This window comes from Micromonospora zingiberis (assembly GCF_004331455.1).
GTDB classification, from domain to species: Bacteria; Actinomycetota; Actinomycetes; order Mycobacteriales; family Micromonosporaceae; genus Micromonospora; species Micromonospora zingiberis.
Map to the genome: position 1 here is coordinate 164803 of NZ_SJJR01000001.1, position 20667 is coordinate 185469.

21 protein-coding genes are annotated in these 20667 nt (G+C 71.6%); 11 read left to right on the forward strand and 10 right to left on the reverse strand.

Going from position 1 to position 20667, the window contains the following annotated elements; all coding sequences use genetic code 11:
- Nucleotides 1-151 precede the first annotated feature (151 nt).
- A complete protein-coding gene (locus tag E0H26_RS00760) occupies nt 152-931 on the forward strand; it encodes an endonuclease/exonuclease/phosphatase family protein (RefSeq protein ID WP_131299514.1) in 780 nt (259 codons plus the stop codon).
- Here the strand turns inward: E0H26_RS00760 and E0H26_RS00765 are convergent.
- Both E0H26_RS00765 and E0H26_RS00770 read right to left on the reverse strand, forming a co-directional pair.
- Nucleotides 911-1846 carry an NADP-dependent oxidoreductase gene (locus E0H26_RS00765; protein ID WP_131299517.1) on the reverse strand — a complete coding sequence of 312 codons (936 nt, stop codon included), beginning with the start codon at nt 1844-1846 and terminating at the stop codon, nt 911-913. The genes E0H26_RS00760 and E0H26_RS00765 overlap by 21 nt on opposite strands.
- A 108-nt stretch (nt 1847-1954) precedes the next feature.
- Entirely contained in the window at nt 1955-2350 is a 396-nt protein-coding gene (locus E0H26_RS00770) for a MerR family transcriptional regulator (RefSeq protein ID WP_131299520.1), read from the reverse strand.
- 201 nt (nt 2351-2551) lie between these two features.
- Here E0H26_RS00770 and E0H26_RS00775 point away from each other — a divergent pair, with 201 nt between their 5' ends.
- Entirely contained in the window at nt 2552-3307 is a 756-nt protein-coding gene (locus tag E0H26_RS00775) for a hypothetical protein (protein WP_131299523.1), read from the forward strand.
- 10 nt (nt 3308-3317) lie between these two features.
- On the opposite strand, the gene E0H26_RS00780 is transcribed toward E0H26_RS00775, so the two are convergent.
- The gene (locus tag E0H26_RS00780) at nt 3318-4379 is read right to left on the reverse strand and encodes an FAD-dependent monooxygenase (protein ID WP_131299526.1); all 1062 of its coding nucleotides are present in this window, start codon (nt 4377-4379) and stop codon (nt 3318-3320) included.
- A gap of 54 nt (nt 4380-4433) precedes the next feature.
- Here E0H26_RS00780 and E0H26_RS00785 point away from each other — a divergent pair, with 54 nt between their 5' ends.
- Nucleotides 4434-5000, forward strand: coding sequence for a TetR/AcrR family transcriptional regulator (locus tag E0H26_RS00785; protein ID WP_131299529.1), 567 nt, complete (start codon nt 4434-4436; stop codon nt 4998-5000).
- On the opposite strand, the gene E0H26_RS00790 is transcribed toward E0H26_RS00785, so the two are convergent.
- Entirely contained in the window at nt 4988-5989 is a 1002-nt protein-coding gene (locus E0H26_RS00790; RefSeq protein ID WP_131299532.1) for a tyrosine-type recombinase/integrase, read from the reverse strand. The genes E0H26_RS00785 and E0H26_RS00790 overlap by 13 nt on opposite strands.
- A gap of 135 nt (nt 5990-6124) precedes the next feature.
- On the opposite strand from E0H26_RS00790, the gene E0H26_RS00795 reads away from it, so the two are divergent.
- The gene (locus E0H26_RS00795) at nt 6125-6328 is read left to right on the forward strand and encodes a DUF397 domain-containing protein (protein ID WP_131299535.1); all 204 of its coding nucleotides are present in this window, start codon (nt 6125-6127) and stop codon (nt 6326-6328) included.
- A gap of 150 nt (nt 6329-6478) precedes the next feature.
- Here the strand turns inward: E0H26_RS00795 and E0H26_RS00800 are convergent, their stop codons facing one another.
- Both E0H26_RS00800 and E0H26_RS00805 read right to left on the reverse strand, forming a co-directional pair.
- Complete coding sequence (locus E0H26_RS00800; protein ID WP_131299538.1) at nt 6479-7087, reverse strand: GNAT family N-acetyltransferase; 609 nt, start codon at nt 7085-7087, stop codon at nt 6479-6481.
- A 1-nt stretch (nt 7088) separates the two neighbouring features.
- Nucleotides 7089-7817 carry an SDR family oxidoreductase gene (locus E0H26_RS00805; protein ID WP_131299541.1) on the reverse strand — a complete coding sequence of 243 codons (729 nt, stop codon included), beginning with the start codon at nt 7815-7817 and terminating at the stop codon, nt 7089-7091.
- Between the two features lie 128 nt (nt 7818-7945).
- On the opposite strand from E0H26_RS00805, the gene E0H26_RS00810 reads away from it, so the two are divergent.
- On the forward strand, nt 7946-8407 hold the full coding sequence (locus E0H26_RS00810) for a peroxiredoxin (protein ID WP_131299544.1): 462 nt from the start codon (nt 7946-7948) through the stop codon (nt 8405-8407).
- Between the two features lie 70 nt (nt 8408-8477).
- The gene (locus E0H26_RS00815) at nt 8478-9185 is read left to right on the forward strand and encodes a hypothetical protein (RefSeq protein WP_131299547.1); all 708 of its coding nucleotides are present in this window, start codon (nt 8478-8480) and stop codon (nt 9183-9185) included.
- A 58-nt stretch (nt 9186-9243) separates the two neighbouring features.
- On the opposite strand, the gene E0H26_RS00820 is transcribed toward E0H26_RS00815, so the two are convergent.
- From E0H26_RS00820 to E0H26_RS00830, 3 genes are read right to left on the reverse strand one after another with little or no spacing between them, the layout of a single operon-like run.
- On the reverse strand, nt 9244-9717 hold the full coding sequence (locus E0H26_RS00820; protein ID WP_131299550.1) for an OsmC family protein: 474 nt from the start codon (nt 9715-9717) through the stop codon (nt 9244-9246).
- A gap of 53 nt (nt 9718-9770) precedes the next feature.
- Nucleotides 9771-10769: a cytochrome d ubiquinol oxidase subunit II gene (gene cydB / locus E0H26_RS00825; RefSeq protein ID WP_131299553.1), complete on the reverse strand. Its 999-nt coding sequence runs from the start codon at nt 10767-10769 to the stop codon at nt 9771-9773.
- Nucleotides 10770-10783: 14 nt separating this feature from the next.
- Nucleotides 10784-12196, reverse strand: coding sequence for a cytochrome ubiquinol oxidase subunit I (locus E0H26_RS00830; RefSeq protein WP_131299556.1), 1413 nt, complete (start codon nt 12194-12196; stop codon nt 10784-10786).
- A gap of 176 nt (nt 12197-12372) precedes the next feature.
- On the opposite strand from E0H26_RS00830, the gene E0H26_RS00835 reads away from it, so the two are divergent.
- Complete coding sequence (locus E0H26_RS00835) at nt 12373-13152, forward strand: lysophospholipid acyltransferase family protein (RefSeq protein ID WP_131299560.1); 780 nt, start codon at nt 12373-12375, stop codon at nt 13150-13152.
- A 21-nt stretch (nt 13153-13173) separates the two neighbouring features.
- Here E0H26_RS00835 and E0H26_RS00840 read toward each other — a convergent pair whose 3' ends face one another.
- On the reverse strand, nt 13174-14157 hold the full coding sequence (locus tag E0H26_RS00840; RefSeq protein ID WP_206024787.1) for an aldo/keto reductase: 984 nt from the start codon (nt 14155-14157) through the stop codon (nt 13174-13176).
- 111 nt (nt 14158-14268) lie between these two features.
- Between E0H26_RS00840 and E0H26_RS00845 the strand changes: the two genes are divergently transcribed.
- The 4 genes from E0H26_RS00845 to E0H26_RS00860 all read left to right on the forward strand — a co-directional run bounded on the left by E0H26_RS00845 (nt 14269) and on the right by E0H26_RS00860 (nt 20592).
- Nucleotides 14269-15036 (forward strand): glycerophosphodiester phosphodiesterase family protein, encoded by a 768-nt coding sequence (locus tag E0H26_RS00845; RefSeq protein WP_131299563.1) that lies wholly within the window; start codon nt 14269-14271, stop codon nt 15034-15036.
- 24 nt (nt 15037-15060) lie between these two features.
- Nucleotides 15061-16455 carry an MFS transporter gene (locus E0H26_RS00850; protein WP_131299566.1) on the forward strand — a complete coding sequence of 465 codons (1395 nt, stop codon included), beginning with the start codon at nt 15061-15063 and terminating at the stop codon, nt 16453-16455.
- A 61-nt stretch (nt 16456-16516) separates the two neighbouring features.
- Nucleotides 16517-17245 carry a thymidine kinase gene (locus E0H26_RS00855; RefSeq protein ID WP_131299570.1) on the forward strand — a complete coding sequence of 243 codons (729 nt, stop codon included), beginning with the start codon at nt 16517-16519 and terminating at the stop codon, nt 17243-17245.
- Nucleotides 17246-17388: 143 nt separating this feature from the next.
- Nucleotides 17389-20592 carry an FtsX-like permease family protein gene (locus E0H26_RS00860; protein WP_131299573.1) on the forward strand — a complete coding sequence of 1068 codons (3204 nt, stop codon included), beginning with the start codon at nt 17389-17391 and terminating at the stop codon, nt 20590-20592.
- Nucleotides 20593-20667: the final 75 nt, after the last annotated feature.

A 20667-nucleotide genomic window follows, 5' to 3' on the forward strand; every position in this document is an offset into this window, starting at 1 on the left:
CCCGGCACGGCCTGCTGTGGCCAGCCTCACCGGCCCCGCAGCCGCCGCACCCAGATCCCGACCGCACCCACCGCCAAGAACAGCAGCATCGAACAGAACAGACCCTTCACCATTACCGAAACTGTGCCACCAGCGTCGCTAAGGTGACACCGTGCGCCTGGCCACGTTCAACCTGCTACACGGACGGTCCCTGACCGACGGACTGGTCGACCCGGACCGCCTCACCGCCGCCGTCACCGCCCTCGACGCCGACGTGCTCGCCCTGCAGGAAGTCGACCGCGACCAGAGCCGCAGCGGCAACCTCGACCTCACCGCCATCGCCGCCCGCGCCCTCGGCGCCCCCGAACACCGCTTCGCCGCCGCCGTGGTCGGCACCCCCGGCGAAGCCTTCCGCCCCCTCACCCACGACGACGACGGCCACGGCGAACCCTGCTACGGCGTCGGCCTGGTCTCCCGTCACCCCGTCACCGCCTGGCAGGTCACCCGGCTGCGCCCCGCCCCGGTACGCTCCCCGGTCTACGTGCCCGGCCCCGGCGGCGGACTGATCCTGCTCCGCGACGAACCCCGCGTCGTGCTCGCCGCCGTACTCGACACCCCACACGGCCCACTCACCGTCGCCGCCACCCACCTGTCCTTCGTGCCCGGCTGGAACATCCGCCAACTCCGCCAGGTCGTCCGCGCCGTCCGCACCCTGCCCGCCCCACGGATCCTGCTCGGCGACCTCAACCTGCCGGCCTGGGCCGCCCGCCTGACCTCCCGCTGGCACCTGCTCGGCCGCCGACCCACCTACCCGGCCGGCGCACCCCGCGTCCAACTCGACCACGCCCTCGCCGACCGGCAACGCTTCGACCAGCTACCCCCGGTCACCGCCGTACGGACCCCCCTGTCGACCATCTCCGACCACCGGCCCCTACTGGTCGACCTCGGCTGAGGTGAGGACAACCTTGCCCACGGCGTGACCGTTCTCGACGGTGGTGAGGGCCGCCGGGGCGTCGGCAAGCGGATGGACCGCAGTGACCACAGGCGCGAGAACGCCGTCCAGGGCCAGCCGGGCGGCCCGCTCCAGGCTCTCCCGGTCGAGGCGACGCTCCACGAAACGCCCACCGAGCTCCGACACCGACACATCACCCACGGCGATCACGTTGCGGGGATCCCGGACCAGCGGGACGACCGTCCGCAACGAGGCGCCGCCGACCAGGTCGACGATCCCGTCGAAGCCGTCCGCGAACAACTCCCGCGCCGCGGCGACGACATCCCCGGCCGAATAGTCGACGAACCGCACCCCGACGGCCTCGGCGTACTCCCGCTTGCCGGCACTCCCGGTGCCGACCACCCGCAGCCCACGCCCGACAGCCAGCCGGGCGACGGCGAGGCCGACCCCACCCCCGACCCCGTTGACCAGGACCGTCGCACCGGCCGGGAGGCCGAGCTGGTCGAGCGCATCCACCGCGGTCGTCCCGGCCACCGGCAACGTTGCCGCCACCGTCGCGGACAGGCCCGCCGGGATGCGCGCGGTGTGCGGCGCGGACAGCACCGTCGTCTCCGCGTAGGTGCCGCCACCGGTGAGGGCGAAGCCGAAGACCGCGTCACCCACCTCGAGCCCGTCGACGTCCTCGCCCCGGGCGAGAACGGATCCCGCCGCCTCCATGCCCAGCACGCGGGGGAACGGACGCCCACCGTCGAGCCCGGAGACCAGACCCGAACGCAGCAGGTGGTCGAGGGGATTCACCCCGGCGACGTCGACCCGGATCAGCACCTCACCGCGACCGGGTACGGGATCGGGACGATCGAAGAACTCCTGCACCTCGGGCCCGCCGTACCTGCGGAAACCCCACGCCTGCCCCATCTGCTGCCGCCTCCCGGGTGACCGACCCCGGTGCTTCCGGGGCGCTGCGGCCATCCTCATCGCTCACACCGATGTCAGAGGCAACCGGCTGAGGCACAGGTCACAGCATCAGGACGCCCGGGTCACCGGTTCCGGGCCACGGGACAGCTCTGCCTGATGCCGACCGTTCGCCTTGATCAGCACGTCGAGCGCATCCCGGGTCTCCATCAGGTGCACGATGTCGGCGTCGATCCGGTCACGCTCGCGCGTCATCGTCGCGAACGCCAGCTCGACGACGCCCGGGTCACTGGGAGTCTCCACGCACGGCAGCACACTCGCGATCACCCGGCTGGACATGCCCGCGCCGAACAGTTGCCGGATGAGCGACACCCGCAGCACCTCGGCGTCGGAATAGTGCCGCTGCCCGGACTCGGAGCGTGAGCTGGTCAGCAGGCCCTGCTCCTCGTAGTACCGCAGCGAACGCGGACTCACGCCCGTACGCCTGGACAACTCGCCGATCCGCATCCCCACAACGCTACGCCCGCCTGCCCCAGAACCAGACCGCCGGCCTGCGGGAGGACCATCAGCGCTGGTCCGGCAGATCCGCCCGATTCTCGGCGAATACCACGCCGAACCTCACCAACCGGGTATTGACTGCACACACCGAGTCATCGACAGTGGGCCATCTGACCAAGATTCGATCGACTCGACAAACGGGGTGAGACGTTGGAACTGGCCCAGGTCGTCCACACGGCCGTGGCCGCCGTAGCGGACCGCATCGCCGCCGGCACCACCACCCGCACCGACACCACCGTCGACCACCTCTACCGCAGCATCGCCCGGAAACTCGACGCCTCCGTCATCGGCGCCCGCCTCCTCAAAGAACTGGAAAACCAGCCGACGGCCACCACCGCCCGCAGAGACGCCACCCAGGCCGTAGCCGCCGAAGCCGAAGCCGACCAGCACTTCGCCGCCGAACTGCGACACCTGGTCGACCAACTCACCCGCAACCTGCCGCACGCCTACCGCCCGAACACCACCCACACCCCACCGGCGCCCAGCACCGACCCGACCCCCGGCCCGCCACCACGACACCCGCAGCCGAACACCGGCGCCATCGTCCTGATCGCCGCCGTCGCCGTCATCCTGCTGACCATCAGCACCACACTGCTGGTCAAACTGGTGCTGCCCCAGGCCGGCCTCACCGAAGGCGCCCGCCTGGACAAAATCTCCGGCACCTGGACCGGACCACCACCCAACAACGGCAGCCTCACCATCCGCCCCGACGGCACCTTCGCCATCGCCGACCCGAACTGGAACTGCCCGGGACGCGTCAGCTCCCCAGGCCGATCCGTGTACGTCCTGGAGATGGACTGCGGACTCTTTCGCACCTCCTTCGACGGCAAACTCAACCTGCTCGGCGACAAACTGACCCTCAGCGCGCCAGGATCGCCCGAGACCACCGTCCTCACCCGCCAATAGACCCCACCGCTCAACCCGGCGGACCGAACGCCAACGCCATCCGCAGCGCGGCGTCACGCACCCCGGTGAACCGGCGCACCTGCGCCAACCGACCCGCCCACGTGGCCATCGCCGCCATCCGCTGCGTCGGCCCACGCCGCAACCCGTCGTAGCGCGCCAACGCCGACGCCACGTCCGGCTCCGCCGCCAACGCCTGCGCCAACACCACCGCGTCGATCAACGCCTGACAGGCACCCTGCCCCAGATCCGGGGTCATCGCATGCGCCGCGTCACCCAGCAACACCAGCCGCCCCCGCACGTACGACGGCAACGCCGGCAGGAACTGCACGTCATGACGCAACAACCCGGCCGGGTCGAGCCGCCCCAGCACCGTCGGCACCGGATCGTGCCAGTCACCGAACCACCCGCGCAGCGCCGCCAGATCGCCCTCAGGTGGCTGGTACCCCGGCCGGGTGGCCACCGCCGCGTACCAGTTCGTCATCCCCGGCCCCTGCGGCGTCAACCCGAACTTGCGGCCCCGCCCCCAGGTCTCACCACCGGCCAGCAACTCCAACGACACCGTGCCCCGCCACGCCGTCATCCCCGCGTACCGCAACGGATACCGGTCACCGAACATCGACACCCGGGTCGCGCTGCGGATCCCGTCGGCACCCACCACCACGTCGTACCCGTCGGCCAACGCCGCCACATCGGTCACCGGTGAAGCGAACCGCACCGTACCCGCCGGCAACGCCTCCGCCAGCAAACCCAGCAACACCGGACGCGACAGCAGCAACACCCCCTCACCGTGGCGCCGCCGGATCCGATCCACATCCAGCGTGGCGACCACCGACCCGTCGGGCCGCCGCATCGCCCCGCCCGGTTGCGCGTGACCACGGTCGCGCGCCACCGGGCCCACTCCGAGCTGGTCCAGCGCCCGCAACGCCGACGGCCAGATCCCCAGCCCGGTGCCGGTCTCGGGCAACCCCGTGGCCCGCTCGAAGACCGTCACCGACCAGCCCGCCCGCAGCAACCCGATGGCCACCGCCAGCCCACCCACGCCGCCTCCGATGACGGCCGCTGAACGTCTCATCCACCGACCGTACTACATGTGTAGTCCAAAAAACTACTGCTGTAGTGTCGGCCCGTGGACGCCCGCCAACAACACCTCCTCGACGCCGCCATCACCGTCCTCGGCACCCGCGGCACCCGCCACCTCACCCACCGCGCCGTCGACGAGCAGGCCGCCCTACCCGCCGGCTCCACCTCCAACCGCTACCGCACCCGCGAAGCCCTCCTCGCCGGCGTCCTCACCCGCATCCTCGACGCCGAAACCACCGGCTGGAACCAACTCGCCGCCCACCTCGACCACATCGCCCCCGACACCTTCGCCACCGCCCTCGGCACACTCGTACACCACCTCACCACCACCGGCCGCACCCTCACCCTCGCCCGGCTCGCCATCTTCACCGAAGCCGCCCACCAACCCGCCCTGCAACAACAGATCGCCCACCGCCAGCAGGACCTCGCCGCCTGGGCCACCCCACTGCTGGCCGCCCTCGGCGCCCAGCACCCCACCACCGCCCTGCGCCTACTCCTCGCCCTCATCGACGGCCTACTCAACAACCAACTCGCCAACCCCGACCCGACCTTCGACCCCACCACCACCATCGCCACGGTCCTGCCAGCGATCCTCAACGCTCAACCGGCCTGAGACCGCACCAACCCGACCAGCGCCCGGTTCGTCCGGTTGGCCCGCACCGCCTCCCGCTGCTGACCCGCCGTCACCTCGATGTACGTCTGCGACGACGCCAGCGACGCATGCCCCAACAGCCGCATGATCTCCGCCGCCCCCGCACCGTCCTCCGCCAACCGCGTCGCGAACGTGTGCCGCAACGCGTGCAGCCGCGCCCCACGTGGCACCCGGTCACCGATCCCGGCCCGCCGGTAACAGGACTCCACCAGATACTGCAACCCACCCCGCCGCAGCGGCTCACCCCGCCGATCCACCAGCAACGGCGAGTCCGGTCGCACCGTACGGGCACCGAACCGGCGTACCCGACTGTCCAGATAGGCCGACAGCACCTCGTCCAGACCCGGCTCCACCGGCAACACCCGAGGCCGCCCACCCTTGCCGGCAACCTCCACCCGACGCTCACCCGGCCGACCGGCCAACGAACCGACCCGCAACGCCAGCAGCTCCGACAGCCGCAACCCCGCACACAGCGCCAACGCCAGCACCGCCACATCCCGCTCCGGCCACGGATCACGCTGGCGCCCCTCACCCCGCGCCGCCGAGGCGAGCAACTGCTCCGGCGTGTCCTCGCCCCGCAGCGGCTTCGGCTGGGGGAGCGGCGTACGGGGACGCCCGACCGCCGGCATCGGGTTACCGGGCACCACCTGCTCGGCCACCAGGAACGTGAAGAAGCTGTTCCAGGTCGACCACGCACGCCCGACCGAGGCGGCGGCCCGGTCAGCGGCGAACCGGGCGAACGCCGCCCGCAGCAACCCGGGGGAGAGCGCTCCGATCCGAAGATCGGCGAGGGGGAGGGGAGGAGTGGCCAACTCCGCGGCGAGCGTGCCCACGGTGAGAAGATCCCGCCGGTACGCCTGCTGGGTGTGGGGGGAGGGCTTGCGGGTGGCACGTGCGGTCAGAAACTCCCCGACCAGCTCCGCGAGCGAATCACCCGATTTGTCATGCATAAGGCATATTATGCAGCTTTTTCGGGTTCCCTGACAACAGAGGGGAGTGGCCCCACTGCGGGCCCCCGTCGGCCCCCGGCGTGACCTTGCTGAGAGCTACGCTCCCGCTTGAGCCTGATCGATGGGGAGGGCGACATGAGCCGTGAGTTCGACGGTGCGATGTGGCGCAAAAGTAGCCGCAGCCTGAATGGAAACGCCGAATGTGTCGAGGTGGCGGTGACGGCACGGTCGGTTGGTCTTCGTGACTCGAAGGACCAGGGCGGCCCGATCCTCGTACTGGACACGCAGAGTTGGGTGGCGTTCGTCGGCGCGGTCAAGCGCCGGGGCCTGCGTCCCTGACCGCCGCCGGCCGGACCGGGCGGCCGCCCCTCGCGCGATCGAGGAGGGCCACGATCGCCCAACTTGACATAATGTCAATTATCGACGCTACAGGAGTGCAGTTCTTCGAGTGAGTCGCTGGCTGGCGGGTGACGTCGGATCGATCCGATGTCACCCGCCGGGGGCGTACTGCCGGCGGTGTGGTGTCGGCGGCGGGTCGGTGCGGAGGCGGGCGTGCCGGTGGGTGTCGTGCCAGCCGTCGGCGTGGTGGCCTTCGCGGCGGGCCGTGCCCTCGGCGGGGTAGCCGGCGTGTTGGGCGACGCGGCACGAGGCCGGGTTGGCGGTCGAGTGGTTGAGTTCGAGACGGTGTAGGCCGGTGGTGAAACACCAGGTGGTGAGGGTGGTCAGGGCGCGGGTGGCGACGTGGTGGCCGCGGGCGGCTGGTAGGACCCAGTAGGACACTTCGGCGATGCCGTCGGCGAGGTCGAGTCGGCGCAGGTTGATCTGGCCGAGGACGCCGGTGGGGTCGGTGATGGCCCAGCCGGCGCCGGTTTCGGCGTGCCAGCGGTGGGTCCAGGTGGTGAGCCAGGTGTGGGCCTCGTCGTCGTTCATGGTGCGGCAGTGCCAGCGTTGGATGGCGGGGTCGGCGTAGGCGGCGAGTACGGCGGGCCGGTCGGTCGGTTGCCACGGGCGTAGTCGCAGGCCGGCGCCGTTGATGTCGGGTTGGGGCTGGTGACCGAGGGTGCCGGGTGGCAGGGCCGGGGGTGTCAGCAGGGGCATGTCAGAGGCCGCCGCCGACGCGGAGGACGGCGCCGGTGGTGTAGGAGGCGTCGGGGCTGAGTAGCCAGGTGATGGCGGCGGCGACTTCGTCGGGTTCGCCGGGTCGGCCGAGTGGGATGCGGGCGGCGGCGCGGTCGGGTCGGTCGGGTTGGCCGGACAGGGCGTGGATGTCGGTGCGGATGATGCCGGGGGCGACGGCGTTGACCCGGATGCCGTGTGGGGCGAGTTCCTTGGCCAGGCCGATGGTGAGGGCGTCGGTGGCGGCTTTGACGGCGGCGTAGTGGACGTACTCCCCTGGGCTGCCGAGGGTGGCGGCGACGGAGGAGACGTTGACGATGGCGGCGCCGTGGGTCATCCGGTGGGCGGCCTGTTGGGCGCAGAGGATGTAGCCGATGAGGTTGACGTCGATGACTTCGCGTACGTCGTCGAGGCGTAGGTCGGTGAAGGGGCCGATGGGGCTGGTGATGCCGGCGTTGTTGACCAGTCCGGTGATGGGGCCGAGTTCGGCGGCGGCGTCGAAGAGGGCGGTGACCTGGTCGGGGTCGCGGGTGTCGGCGGGTACGGCGATGGCGCGTACGCCGGTGGCGCGCAGTTCGGCGGTGAGGGTGTCGGCGGTGGTGTGGTCGCGGCGGTAGCCGAGGGCGAGGTGGTGGCCGGCGGCGGCGAGGCGGCGGGCGGTGGCGGCGCCGATGCCGCGGCTGCCTCCGGTGATGACGGTGACGGGTGTCATTGGCCCTCTCCCCTGTCCCGGCTGCTGGCGGCGACGTTACCGTGGCGGTCGGTGCGGCGGGCAGCGCGGTGTGGTCGAGCACACGGCGTTGTTCGCTTGCTGTCGCAGGTGTCGATTGAGGAGTGCTGGTGGCGGGTGTACGGGTCGGTGAGCTGGTCGAGGATTTCGAGTTGCCGGACGAGACGGGCCAGGTGCGGCGGTTGTCGGAGTTTCTGGCGCGGGGGCCGGTGGTGTTGTTCTTCTATCCGGCGGCGATGACGCGGGGGTGCACGGCGGAGAGTTGTCATTTTCGGGATCTGGCGGCGGAGTTCGCGGCGGTGGGGGCGCAGCGGGTCGGGATTAGTCGGGACTCGGTGGCGCGGCAGGCGGAGTTCTCGCGGCGGAACGGGTTCGATTTTCCGTTGTTGTCGGATCCGGATGGTGTGGTGGCGGATCAGTTCGGGGTGCGGCGGCGGTTGCCGTTGGGGCCGTTGAGTATGCGGCGGATGACGTTCGTGATCGGGACGGATCGGCGGGTCGTCGAGGTGGTGCACAGTGAGCTGGGCATGAACGATCATGCGGATCGGGCGTTGCGGGCGTTGGGGGGCTGATCATCGGGTTGTCGGCGGCGGCTGGTATCAAGGCAGGCGGTTGAACACGTGTACGAGGAGAGGTTGTGTGATGGGTGCCGCTGGCCAGGGTTTGTCCGAGGACGAGGTACGTGGCATCCGGGAGGCGTTGGCCGCGGGTCGTAAACCGAAGGTGGTGTTCACGGCGGCGGCGGGTCAGATCGCCGGGCAGTTGGGGCAGGTGGTCGAGTTGACCGATCCGTCGGTGTCCGACGAGTTCGTGGTGGTGCGGTTCGGGCGCGACGAGTTGCCCTTCTCCCCCGCTGATGTGGCGGTGGCGCCGCGTGGGGCGGGTCGGCGGCCGGCGGAGTCGAAGGTGGAGCCGGTGCCGGTCGAGCCGGTGGTGGCGGAGCCGGAGTTCGTGTTGGACCGGGTGCCGCAGCCGCGTCGGGAGGAGCCGAAGGTTCAGGAGGAGTCGAAGGTGGAGACGGTGGAATCGGTGGAGGCGAAGCCGGCGCGGCGGGCGGTGAAGGCGGCGAAGCCGAAGGGGCCGGCGGGCTTGACGGTGACGTTGGCGTACGCCGAGGGCGAGTGGACGGTGGCGGCGCAGCAGGGCAGCAAGGTGTTGGCGAAGCCGTACGTGTTGAAGCCGGCGGAGGCGCTGCGGATGGTGGCGCTGGTGGACGTGCCGGGGGTGCACGAGGCGGTGGAGCAGATCCTGGCGGCGGAGCGGGCGGAGGCCGAGCGGCAGGCGGAGAAGTTGCGGGCCGAGTTGGCCGAGATCGAGGCCCGGTTGGCGGATCTGCGCGAGGCGGGTTGAGTGTGGTGTTGCTGGGGGCCCGGGGCGTGTCGCTCTGGGCCCCTGGTTTTTGGGTGCTTCAGGTGTGGGTGGTCGGTTGGTGGTGGACCGGGAAGTTGACCGAGTTGGCGATGAAGCAGAGGTGGTGGGCGTCGTCGTGCAGGGCGGTGGCGGTGTCGGCGGTGTCGGGGTCGGCGACGGTCACCTGGGGGTGCAGGACGACTTCGGTGAAGTGGCCGCTGCCGGTGTTGTCGGTGGTCATGGTGCCGGTGGCGTGGTCGACGTAGTCGGTGACGACGATGCCGTTGTCGGCGCAGAGGTGCAGGTAGGCGAGCATGTGGCACTGGGACAGGGCGGCGAGCAGGAGTTGTTCGGGGTTCCAGCGGGTGGGGTCGCCGCGGAAGGTGGGGTCGGAGCTGCCGGGGATGGGTGGGGGGCCGTCGGCGGTGATGTCGTGGTCGCGGCGGTAGTCGCGGTAGCCGCTGGTGCCGGTGCCGAGGTTGCCGGTCCAGGTGACGGTGGTGGCGTAGGTGTGGGTGTGCAGGTGAGGCATGGGGTCATGGTGCCGGATCGGGCCGGGGTGTGTGGTCCCCGGCCCGGCGGCGGTCAGTGTTGCGGGATGTGGGCGACGCCGATGCGCTTGCGGAACACCCAGTAGGTCCAGCCCTGGTAGGCGAGCACGATGGGGGTGAAGATGACCGCCACCCAGGTCATGATCTTGAGGGTGTAGGGGGTGGAGGCGGCGTTGGTGGCGGTCAGTGTGCCGGCCGGGTCCAGCGTGGAGGGCAGCACGTTGGGGAAGAGGGCGGCGAAGAGGGTGGCCACGGCCAGGCCGATGGCGACGGCGGTGCCGGTGAAGGCCCAGCCTTCGCGGCGTACCTTGGCGGCGGCGAGGCCGCCGAGCAGGGCGAGGGCGGCGCCGACGGCGAGGACGACGGCGGCGGTGCTGGACCGGATGGTCAGGGTCCAGGTGAGGAACGCGACCGCGAGCACGGCGGTGACCACGCCGAGGCGGACGGCGAGGGTGGCGGCGCGGTGGCGGATGTCGCCGACGGTCTTGAGGGCGATGAACACGGCGCCGTGGGTGAGGAACAGGGCGGCGGTGGTGGCGCCGCCGAGCAGGGCGTACGGGTTGAGCAGGTTGAGCAGGCCGCCGACGTATTCGTGGTCGGCGTCCAGGGGTACGCCGCGCAGGATGTTGGCGAAGGCGACGCCCCACAGGATGGCGGGGATGAGTGAGCCGAAGAAGATGGCCTTGTCCCAGCGTTGTTTCCAGGTGGCTTCGGGGCGTTTGTGGCGGTATTCGAAGGCGACGCCGCGGGCGATCAGGGCGAGCAGGATGAGCAGCAGGGGTAGGTAGAAGCCGGAGAAGAGGGTGGCGTACCACTCGGGGAAGGCGGCGAACATGGCGCCGCCGGCGGTGATGAGCCAGACCTCGTTGCCGTCCCAGACCGGCCCGATGGTGTTGATCATGACGCGGCGTTCGCGGTCGTCGCGGCCGAGGACGGGCAGCAGCATGCCGACGCCGAAGTCGAAGCCTTCGAGGATGAAGTAGCCGGTGAAGAGCACGGCGACGAGGAGAAACCAGATGGTGGTCAGTTCCACGGTGGGGCTCCGGGTCAGTAGGCGAAGGCGAGCGGGCGGTCGGCGTCGTCGGTGTCGTCGGGTTCCGGGTCGGGCGTGACGTCGGGTACGCCGGCCTTGGCGTAGCGGATCAGGAGTTTGACCTCGATGACGGCGAGGGTGGCGTAGATGAGGGTGAAGGCGGCGAAGCTGGTGAGGACCTCGCCCAGGGAGACGCTGCGGGAGACGCCGTCGCGGGTGAGCATCTCGCCGAAGACGATCCAGGGTTGGCGGCCCATCTCGGTGAAGATCCAGCCGAAGGAGTTGGCCAGCAGCGGCAGGACGGGCATGACCAGGCCGGCGCGGAGTAGCCATTTGCCGCGTGGGGTGCGGCCCTTGCGGTGGGTCCAGAGCACGAGCAGGGCGATGGCGGCGGCGGCGAGCCCGAAGCCGATCATGAAGCGGAAGCTCCAGTAGGTGACGGGGATGATCGGGGTGTAGCTGCCGGGGCCGTACTGGGCGGTGTAGAGGGCCTGGAGGTCGTTGATGCCGTGCACGGTGCCGTTGGGGTCGCCGGTGCCGAGGTACGACAGCAGGTACGGGATCTTGATGGCGAACAGTTCGCGGCTGCCGTCGAGGCTGCCGACGGTGAGTACGGAGAACGAGGCGGGGCTCTCGGTGGTGTAGAGCCCTTCGGCGGCGGCCATCTTCATCGGCTGCACCTGGGTCATGATCTTGCCTTGGATGTCGCCGGTGATGACGACGATCGCGGCGGAGACCAGGGTGACCCAGGAGCCGAATTTCGCGGCGAACCGGTAGGCGGGGGTGTCGGGGCTGTCGCGGTTGCGGATCAGGTGCCACAGGGCGACGGCCACGAGCAGGGATCCGGCGACGAGGAAGGCGCCGGCGATGGTGTGCGGGAAGGTGATCAGGGCGACCTTGTTGGTGAGGACGGCGACGAAGTCGGTCAGTTCGGCGCGGCCGGTTTCCGGGTTGACCCAGTAGCCGACGGGGTTCTGCATGAACGAGTTGGCGGCGAGGATGAAGTAGGCCGACAGGTTGGTGCCGATGGCGGCGGCCCAGATGCTGGCCAGGTGCAGGCGTTTGGGCAGTCGGTCCCAGCCGAAGATCCATAGGCCGATGAAGGTGGATTCGAGGAAGAAGGCGACCAGGGCCTCGATGGCCAGGGGCGCGCCGAAGATGTCGCCGACGAAGCGGGAGTAGTCGCTCCAGTTCATGCCGAACTGGAATTCCTGCACGATGCCGGTGACCACACCCATCGCGAAGTTGATCAGGAAGAGTTTGCCGTAGAACTTGGTGAGCTTGAGGTACTTCTCGTCTCCGGTGCGGTGCCAGAGGGTTTGCAGGATGGCGACCAGGACGGACAGGCCGATGGTCAGTGGTACGAAGAGAAAGTGGTAGACGGTGGTGACACCGAACTGCCAGCGGGCGACGTCCAACGCGTCCACCTGCGACCCCCAGGCGCTCGTACTACAAGACGTAGTAAATACTACAACTCGTCGTACGACGTTGTGCAGAGGCGGGCAACCCGAAGCGCCCCGGGACCAATGACCCTGATCACCTCTGGCGGAGGGCCCGCCCTGACCGTCGTCTCCGGTGCCGGGCGTGCGACCATGAGCCGCTGATGGACACGGTCTACTCCCCCTGGCAGCCGCCGCTGATCTGGCGGTTCGCGCAGTTGCTCGCCCGCCTGGTCGTCGGAGTGCTGGCCCGGCTGGAGGTCACCGGCGACGTGCCGGCCGCGCTGCGTGGCGGGCCACTGATCCTGGCCGCCAACCACATCAGCCCGTTCGACCCGATCGTGCTCGCCGCCGCCTGCCGGGAGCGTCGGATCGCGCCCCGGATCATGGCCACCGGCGGGCTGTTCCGCGCCCCGCTGATCGGCACCGCGATGCGCCGGGCCGGGCACATCCGGGTGGACCGGGGCACCAGTGGCGTACACCGGGCCCTGGACGACGCCGCCTCGGCCGCCGCCGGCGGCGCGGCTGTGCTGGTCTATCCGGAGGGGCGCATCGGTCTGGACCCGGGGATGTGGCCCGAACGCGGCAAGACCGGCACCGCCCGGCTCGCCCTGGCCTGCGGTGCGCCGGTCATCCCGGTCGCCCAGTGGGGCTCACACGAGGTACTCCCCTACCGCGCGCCCCGGGGGCTGCTCGGTGGGGTGGTCCGCGCGCTGCTGCGCCGCCCGACGGTACGGGTGCACTTCGGTGCGCCGGTGGACCTCAGCGGCCTGGGCCACGGTGTGCCCGGTGCCGCTCGGACGGCCACCGACCGGATCATCGACGCGCTGACCGACACCCTCGCGCCGCTGCGACCGGACGAGCCCGACCGCCCCCGGTACGTCGATCCGGGTCGGCCGGTCGACACCAGCCGTTCGCACCGGCGCCGGCCCGCCGCCGGCTGACCGACGGCGCGCCGTAACCGATCATGGCAGGGCTTCGCCGCGGGCGGTGAGCCACAGCTCGTACCACTGCTCGTGGGTCAGTTCGGGCTCGCGGCGTACCGCGTCGCCGCAGGCGCGGATGCGCTCGGGGCGGGCGGTGCCGATCACCGGCGCGATCCGCGCCGGGTGCCGTCGCAGCCACCACAGCATGATCGCCTCCGGGGTGGTGCCGTGGCGGTGCGCGAGCGCGGCGACGTGCTCGGTCGTGGCGTGCTCCGCCGGGGTCTGTCCGGCGCCGGTGAAACGTCCACCGGCCAGCGGCCCCCAGGCCTGCACCCCGATCCGGTTGCGCTGGCAGTGCTCGACGGTGCCGAGGGGGAAGCCGAGCGTGGCGGCGGGCCGGGTGTTGACCAGGACGCCGGCCTCCAGCCAGTCCCGGTCGGCCAGGCTCATCTGCAACTGGTTGACCACCAGGGGCAGGTCCAGGTGGGCCTGTAGGTGGGCCACCTGTGCGGCGGCCATGTTCGACACGCCGAAGTGCCGCACCAGGCCCTGCCGGTGCAGCGACGCGAGGGCCTGCGCGACGTCCTCGGGGTCGGCCAGCGGATCCGGCCGGTGCAGCAGCAGCACGTCGATCACGTCGGTGCGCAGCCGGGTCAGGCTCTGCTCCACGCTGCGCACGATGTGCGTGCCGCGCAGGTCGTAGAAGCCCGGCCGGCCGTCCTCGGGCAGGTGGATGCCGCACTTGGTCTGCAGCAGGATGCGCGAGCGCAGGCCCGGCGTACGGGACAGGACCTCACCGAAGACCGCCTCGGACTTGCCGTGGCGGTAGATGTCGGCGTGGTCGAAGGCGGTGATGCCGATCTCCAGGGCGGCCTCGATCGCCGCCTCGGCGGCGGCGATCTCCGGTGCGCCGTAGGGCTGCCGGTCCCACCCTCCGCCCAGCCCCATGCACCCGTAGATCAGCCGGTGCGCACGAATGTCGGTCACGGTGCTCGCCGAGGGCGGGTCCTGGTGGTCGGTCATGGGACGTGGATAGCACAGTCGATCTCGGTGGTCCGCGTCCGGGCGACCGGGCGGGTGGTTCGCCACGTCCCGGTCACCGGCAGGTCACCGGGGCCGGGCATACTGCGCTGCGTGCCACCCGGTCCCCGTTACCTCGACGCGTCGACACCGCTGGCGTTCGCGCACCGCGGCGGTGCCGCCGCCGGCGACGAGAACACCACGGCGGCCTTCGCCCGCGCGATCGACCTCGGCTACCGGTACGTGGAGACCGACGTGCAGGCCACCGCCGACGGGGTGGCCGTGGTGTTCCACGACGACACGCTGCGGCGGGTCACCGGCCAGCGCGGTCGGGTGGCCGAGCTGCGCTGGGCCGAGTTGGCCTCGGTGCGGGTCGGTGGTGCCGCGGTGGTGCCCCGCCTCGACGAGGTGCTCGACGCGTGGCCGCAGGTGCGGTTCAACATCGACGTCAAGTCCGACCGTGCGGTGGCGCCGACGGTGGCCACCGTCGGCCGGGCCGGAGCCGGCGAGCGGGTGCTGCTCGCCTCGTTCAGCGACGCCCGGCTGGCCAAGCTACGTGCGCTGACCCACGGGCGGGTGGCGACCAGCCTCGGCGTGCGGGGGGTGGTGCGGCTGCGGTGGGCGTCGCTGACCGGGCGGCGGCTGCGGCTGCCGCCGTCGGTGGTGGCCGCGCAGGTGCCGGTGCGCTTCGGTCGGCTGCCGGTGGTGGACCGTCGGTTCCTGCGGACGGCGCACCGGCTGGGGTTGCAGGTGCATGTCTGGACGATCGACGAACCTGCCGAGATGCACGAGTTACTTGATCTTGGGGTTGATGGCATCATGACCGATCACGTCGGCGTGCTGCGCGACGTCTACCGCAGCCGCGGCCACTGGGCCGCCTGAGCAACCCGGGCAAAGGACCCCCACATGGCCGAGACGGTGACCCCCGCCGCGCAGGACGACACCCCACCCCCCACCAGCACCCGTCGTGAACGCACCGGCTGGTACCTCTACGACTGGGCCAACTCGGCCTTCCAGACCACCGTCGTCGTGGTGTTCCTCGGGCCGTACCTGACCAGCGTGGCCAAGATGGCCGCCGGGTGTGCCCCCGACGCGGACTGCGCCGGGTACGTCTACCCGCTGGGCATCAAGGTCGCCGTCGGCTCGTACTTCCCGTTCCTGATCTCGGCGTCGGTGTTTCTGACCGTCTTCGTGTTGCCGGTGATCGGGGCGATCTCCGACCGGTCGTTGCACAAGAAGCGGCTGCTGGCCGGCGCCGCGTTCACCGGGGCGTTCGCCACCATCGGGATGGTCTTCGTCACCGGTGACCGGTACCTGCTCGGCGGCGCGTTGTTCATGGTCGCGAACATCGCCTTCGGCGCGGCGATCGTGGTGTACAACTCGTTCCTGCCGCAACTGGGCGGGCCGGACGAACGCGACGGCATCTCCAGCCGGGGCTGGGCGTTGGGCTACCTCGGTGGTGGCCTGCTGCTGGCACTGAACCTGGTCGTGGTGCAGTCGTTCGGCGACGGCACCCCCGAGCGGACCCTCGACCTGGCCCGCTGGTCGATCGTCTCGGCCGGCGTGTGGTGGGCGGCGTTCACCCTGTTCCCGCTGCGCTGGCTGCGTGAACACCCCACCGCCGCGGCGTTGGCCGCCGGTGACCGGGGCAACGTGCTACTCGACGGGTTCCGGCAACTCGGCCGCACCCTGCGGGAGGTCAAGGCGTACCCGTTGACGTTGTTCTTCCTGCTGGCGTTCCTGGTCTACAACGACGGCATCCAGACCGTCATCACCCTGGCCAGCGTCTACGGCACCGAGGAGTTGGGGCTCGGGCAGAGCACGATGATCGTGACGATCCTGCTGGTGCAGTTCCTGGCCTTCGGTGGCGCGTTGGGGCTCGGCGGCCTGGCCGCACGCATCGGCGCGTGGAAGACGGTGCTGCTGAGCCTGGTGCTGTGGACCGCGGTGATCGTCGCGGCGTTCCGGCTGCCGGCCGAGGCGCCGGTGCCGTTCATGGTCCTCGGCGCGGCCATCGGTCTGGTGCTGGGCGGCAGCCAGGCGCTGAGCCGGTCCCTGTTCAGCCAGCTGATTCCGGCCGGCAAGGAAGGCGAGTACTACGGCTTCTACGAGATCAGCGACAAGGGCACCAGTTGGCTCGGCCCGGCGGCGTTCGGCCTGGTGTTCCAGCTGACCAGCTCCTACCGGGTGGGCCTGGTGTCGCTGCTGATCTTCTTCGTGGTCGGCTTCCTGCTGCTGTTGGCGGTACCGATGCGTCGGGCGATCATCGCGGCCGGAAACACCCCGCCACGGGTGCTCTGACCCACACCACAGGCCCGGCGGTAATCGGCTGGTCGCCGCCGATCGGCTAGGCTGCCCGTCCGTGACGAGCCCCGCTGACGCCGTACCGACCTGTTTGTCCCGACCCGCGCTGGCCGGGTCGGGCGACACCCCGGCCGGGTGTGTCGCCGCCCGTGGCGTCGACGGGCGGCCGGCGCACGCCGCCGCGTTGCGGTTCTACTGGGGGCCGATGGACTGCGGCAAGTCCACGATGGCCCTGCAGATGAACTACAACCACTCCCGGCAGGGCCGCCGGGGCCTGGTCACCACTCGCATCGACCGTTCCCTCGGCCCGCAGGTCACCACCCGCATCGGCCTGGCCCACGAGGCCACCGAGGTCACCGACGAGTTGGACCTGCGGGCCCTGGTCCGCGACGCCTGGGCCGACGGGGTACGGGTGGACTACCTGATCTGCGACGAGGCCAGCTTCTACTCGGTGGAACACGTCGAGCAGATGGCCGAACTGGTCGACAGCTACGACGTCGACGTGTACGCCTTCGGTCTGGCCACCGACTTCCGGTCCTGCCTGTTCCCCGCCGCCCAGCGGCTGTTCGAACTGGCCGACTCGGTAGCCCGGATCCAGGTCGAGGTGCTCTGCTGGTGCGGACGTGAAGGGCTGCTCAACGCCCGGGTCGCCGGCGGGCGGGTGGTCCGCGAAGGTGAGCAGGTCGTCATCGGCGACACCGTCGACAGCGCCGACGTGCGCTACCAGGTGCTGTGCCGGCGCCACCACCGCAGCGGCGACCTGGGCCCCACCGCCGCCGGCAGCTGACGGCCCGGCCGGGCGCCCGCACCCGGCCCGGATAACGAAACGATCACTGCTGCGAACCTTTTCCCGGGCCCCGCCCCTTGTGTTGCGTAACGACATCGACCACGGGCCACAGCGGCCCGCGACGCAGCGGGGGTACAGGACGGATGAGGTTCGCGTTGCGGCGTGCCCGCGCGACGAAGGGACTGCTGCTCGCCGCCGCCGGAGCGGCACTGGTGGCGACGGTGGCCCTCACCGGGCTGGCCGCGTACAGCCGGGACGTCGTCGACTCCGGCACCCGCAACGTGCTGAGCGCAGCCACCGCGCAGGAACGGTCGGTCCTCGTGCGGGCGTCCGCCGGGCGTACCGTCGAGGCGTTGCGGGAACGCGACACCGCGCTGCGCGAACACGTCGAGGCCGACCTGGACGGGCTACCCGCCCGGGTCAGCACCGCCGGATACGCCGCCGGCCGGCAGTTGCGCGGCGACATCGGCGACGCCGTCGCCGACCGCACCGGCACCACGTACGCCTCGGTGATTTTCCTCGACGACCTGCCCACACACGCCCGACTCGTCGACGGTGCCTGGCCGCAACCCCATGCGGGACGCGTCCAGACCGCGCTGGCCGCCGCCGCGGCGGCCACCCTGAGGGTGGGTGTCGGTGACCGGATTCCGATCACCGACGGGCTGACCGACCGGGTCACCGAGGTGAGCGTGGTGGGTGTCTTCACGCCCCTGGACCCCGACGCCGCGTACTGGCGGCTCGCCCCGGAGACGGCGACCGGTTCGCTACCGCAGGCGGCCACGTACGGTCCGATGGTGGTGGCCCAGGACGACTTCACCGCCCACTTCCTGGCCAACGCCTCCGCCGGTTGGCTCGTCGAACCGGACCTGTCCGGGGTGGGCACCGGCGCCGCCCTGGACCGGCTGGCCACGGCCGCGCGCCAGATCACCACCAGCACCCCGGCCGCGGCCGGTCTCGGGGACTCGGCGCTGGCCACCAGCGACCTCGGTGCGCTGGTGCAACGGCTGCAACAGGCCACCCTCGTCGGCCGGTCCGCGCTGGTCACCCCGATGCTGCTGGTGGTGGTGCTCGGCGGGTACGCGCTGCTGCTGGTGGCCGTGCTGCTCACCGAGCACCGTCGGGGTGAGACCGCCCTGCTGCGCGCCCGGGGCGCCGCCCGCTGGCAGTTGGCCGGGCTGACCGCCCGGGAAGCCACCCTGGTGGTGCTGCCCGCCGCCGGCCTCGCCCCGCTGCTCGCCGCCGAGTTGCTCGGCTTCGCCGACCGGCTACCCGGGCTCGCCGCGATCTCGCTGCCGGCGGACCACACACCCGATGCGGTGGTGTGGCTGGTGGCGGGTGCCGCCGCCCTCGGCTGTGCGCTGGCGATGATCGGACCGAGCCTGCGTCGCGGGGACAGCTACGTCGCCGACCTGGCCAGCCGGTCCCGACCCAGCCGCCGGGGCATGGTGCAGCGGGCCGGGCTGGACCTCCTCCTGGTCGGTCTGGCCGTACTCGCCTGGTACCAGCTCAGCCGCTACTCCTCCCCGCTGTCGCGTTCCCGTGGCGGGGACCTGGGCGTCGACCCGCTGCTGGCCGCCGCACCCACGCTGGGTGTGCTGGCCGGGGCGGTGCTGGCGTTGCGGCTGCTGCCGCCGCTGATCCGCCTCGCCGAACGGTGGCTGGACCGTCGACCGTGGACCGCCACCATCCTCGGCACCTGGCAGGCCGGCCGACGCCCGCACGCCGGACCGGTGCTGCTGCTCGCCCTCGCCGTCGCGGTCGGCACCCTCGCCTGGTCCCTCGCCAGCACCTCCGACCGGTCCCTGCGGGACCAGGCCGCCCACCGCGTCGGCGCCGACCTGCGGCTGACCGAGGTCAACAACACCGCTCCGGACGGCCGGGCCGAACAGGTCGCCGGCCTGGCCGGCACCCAGGCGGTCCGGCCGGTCTGGCGGGACAGCGTGCGCCTCGGGCCGGCCGCCGAACCGGCCACCATGCTGGCGGTGGACGCCGACGCCGCCCGGGACGTGGTCCGTGTCCGCGCCGACCTGGCCGGCGGGTCCACCGGTCAGCTGTTCGACACCCTCACCGAAGGACGGGTCCAGACCCCGGCCACCACACTGCCCGCCGACACCCGGCGGCTGACCGGTCGCCTGCTCACCCGCGCCGACGGGTACGAGGTCAGCGGCTCGGTACGCCACCAGGCGGTGCTCGTGGGCCCCCGCGACGCCCACCGGCGGCTGCCGTTGGGCACCAGCCGCGACCGGGAAACCCTGCGCTTCTCCGTCGACCTGCCGGCCGTGGGCGGCCCGTGGCGGCTGGCCGGGTTCACCGCCGAGACCGTCGGCTCACCGGGAATGACCCTGGACTGGCGGCTGTCCGACCTGCGGGCCAGCTCGGATGCCTCGGCCGGCACGCCGATCGACCTGACCGGCGGGAAACCGTGGCGGCTGCTGGGCCGCGATGGTCCGGTGGCCACACCCACCGTGACCGGTGGCGCCCTGCACGCCCGCTACGTCCGCCCCCAGTCCGAGGGCTGGTACGGCCGACCGTCGCTGGTACAGCTGGGTATCACCCGGCCCGCCGAGGGACGGGTGCCCGTGGTGGCCACCCCGCAGGCCCTCGCCGCCCTGCGGGTCGACGCCGGCGCGCAGACCCGGTTGTTCCTCGGTGGCGCCGACGTCGACGTGACCGTGGTCGGCACCGTGTCGGCGCTGCCCGGTGACGCCGAGGACGCCGCCCTGCTGGTCGACCTGCCGTCGCTGAGCGCGCGGCTGTTCCACGACAGCGGTCTGCTCCGTACGCCGCAGGAGTGGTGGCTGTCCACCGAGCCCGGGCAGGCCGAGCAGGTGGGCGCGGCGGCCCTGGCGTTCGGTGGGCTGAGCGTGCTGAGCCGTGAGGACGTCGCCGCCGAGCTGGCCCGCGACCCGTTCGGGGTGGGGGCGCGCGGCGCGTTGTTCGGCGCGGCGCTCGCCGCCGTGCTCCTCGCCGCCGTCGGCATCGCGGTGGATGTCAGCGCCACCGCCCGACGCCGGGCCGCCGAACTCGCGGTGTTGCACACCCTCGGCGCGGGACACCGCCTGGTGGCCCGGTCCCTGCTGGCCGAGCAGTCGTTGCTCGCCGGGATGGGCGTACTGGTCGGGCTGGGCGTCGGGGTCGGCGTCGCGGCGACGATGGCGCCGCTGGTCGTCCTCACCCCGTCCGCCGACCGGCCCGATCCACCGCCACTGCTGAACGTCGACTGGCTGCCGGTGCTGGCCACCGGCGTCGGCCTGCTGGCCCTGGCGTTGGCGTTCAGCGCCGCCGTCTCGGTGACCATGCGGCGTCGGCTCACCGCCACCCACCTCCGCACGGGGGAGGACCGGTGAGCGCGAGGAGTGAGCTTGCGAGCCCCGCAGCCGCGAACGAAAGGCCAGCTCGGTGAGCGCGAGGAGTGAGCTTGC

Coding starts and splice junctions, on each gene's coding strand:
- E0H26_RS00795 (WP_131299535.1), top strand. CDS start 6,125: ATGAGCCGTGAGTTCGACGGTGCGATGTGGCGCAAAAGTAGCCGCAGC.
- E0H26_RS00835 (WP_131299560.1), top strand. CDS start 12,373: ATGGACACGGTCTACTCCCCCTGGCAGCCGCCGCTGATCTGGCGGTTC.
- E0H26_RS00780 (WP_131299526.1), bottom strand. CDS start 4,379: ATGAGACGTTCAGCGGCCGTCATCGGAGGCGGCGTGGGTGGGCTGGCG.
- E0H26_RS00790 (WP_131299532.1), bottom strand. CDS start 5,989: ATGCATGACAAATCGGGTGATTCGCTCGCGGAGCTGGTCGGGGAGTTT.
- E0H26_RS00770 (WP_131299520.1), bottom strand. CDS start 2,350: ATGCGGATCGGCGAGTTGTCCAGGCGTACGGGCGTGAGTCCGCGTTCG.
- E0H26_RS00820 (WP_131299550.1), bottom strand. CDS start 9,717: ATGCCTCACCTGCACACCCACACCTACGCCACCACCGTCACCTGGACC.
- E0H26_RS00815 (WP_131299547.1), top strand. CDS start 8,478: ATGGGTGCCGCTGGCCAGGGTTTGTCCGAGGACGAGGTACGTGGCATC.
- E0H26_RS00860 (WP_131299573.1), top strand. CDS start 17,389: ATGAGGTTCGCGTTGCGGCGTGCCCGCGCGACGAAGGGACTGCTGCTC.
- E0H26_RS00800 (WP_131299538.1), bottom strand. CDS start 7,087: ATGCCCCTGCTGACACCCCCGGCCCTGCCACCCGGCACCCTCGGTCAC.
- E0H26_RS00765 (WP_131299517.1), bottom strand. CDS start 1,846: ATGGGGCAGGCGTGGGGTTTCCGCAGGTACGGCGGGCCCGAGGTGCAG.
- E0H26_RS00840 (WP_206024787.1), bottom strand. CDS start 14,157: ATGACCGACCACCAGGACCCGCCCTCGGCGAGCACCGTGACCGACATT.
- E0H26_RS00850 (WP_131299566.1), top strand. CDS start 15,061: ATGGCCGAGACGGTGACCCCCGCCGCGCAGGACGACACCCCACCCCCC.
- E0H26_RS00805 (WP_131299541.1), bottom strand. CDS start 7,817: ATGACACCCGTCACCGTCATCACCGGAGGCAGCCGCGGCATCGGCGCC.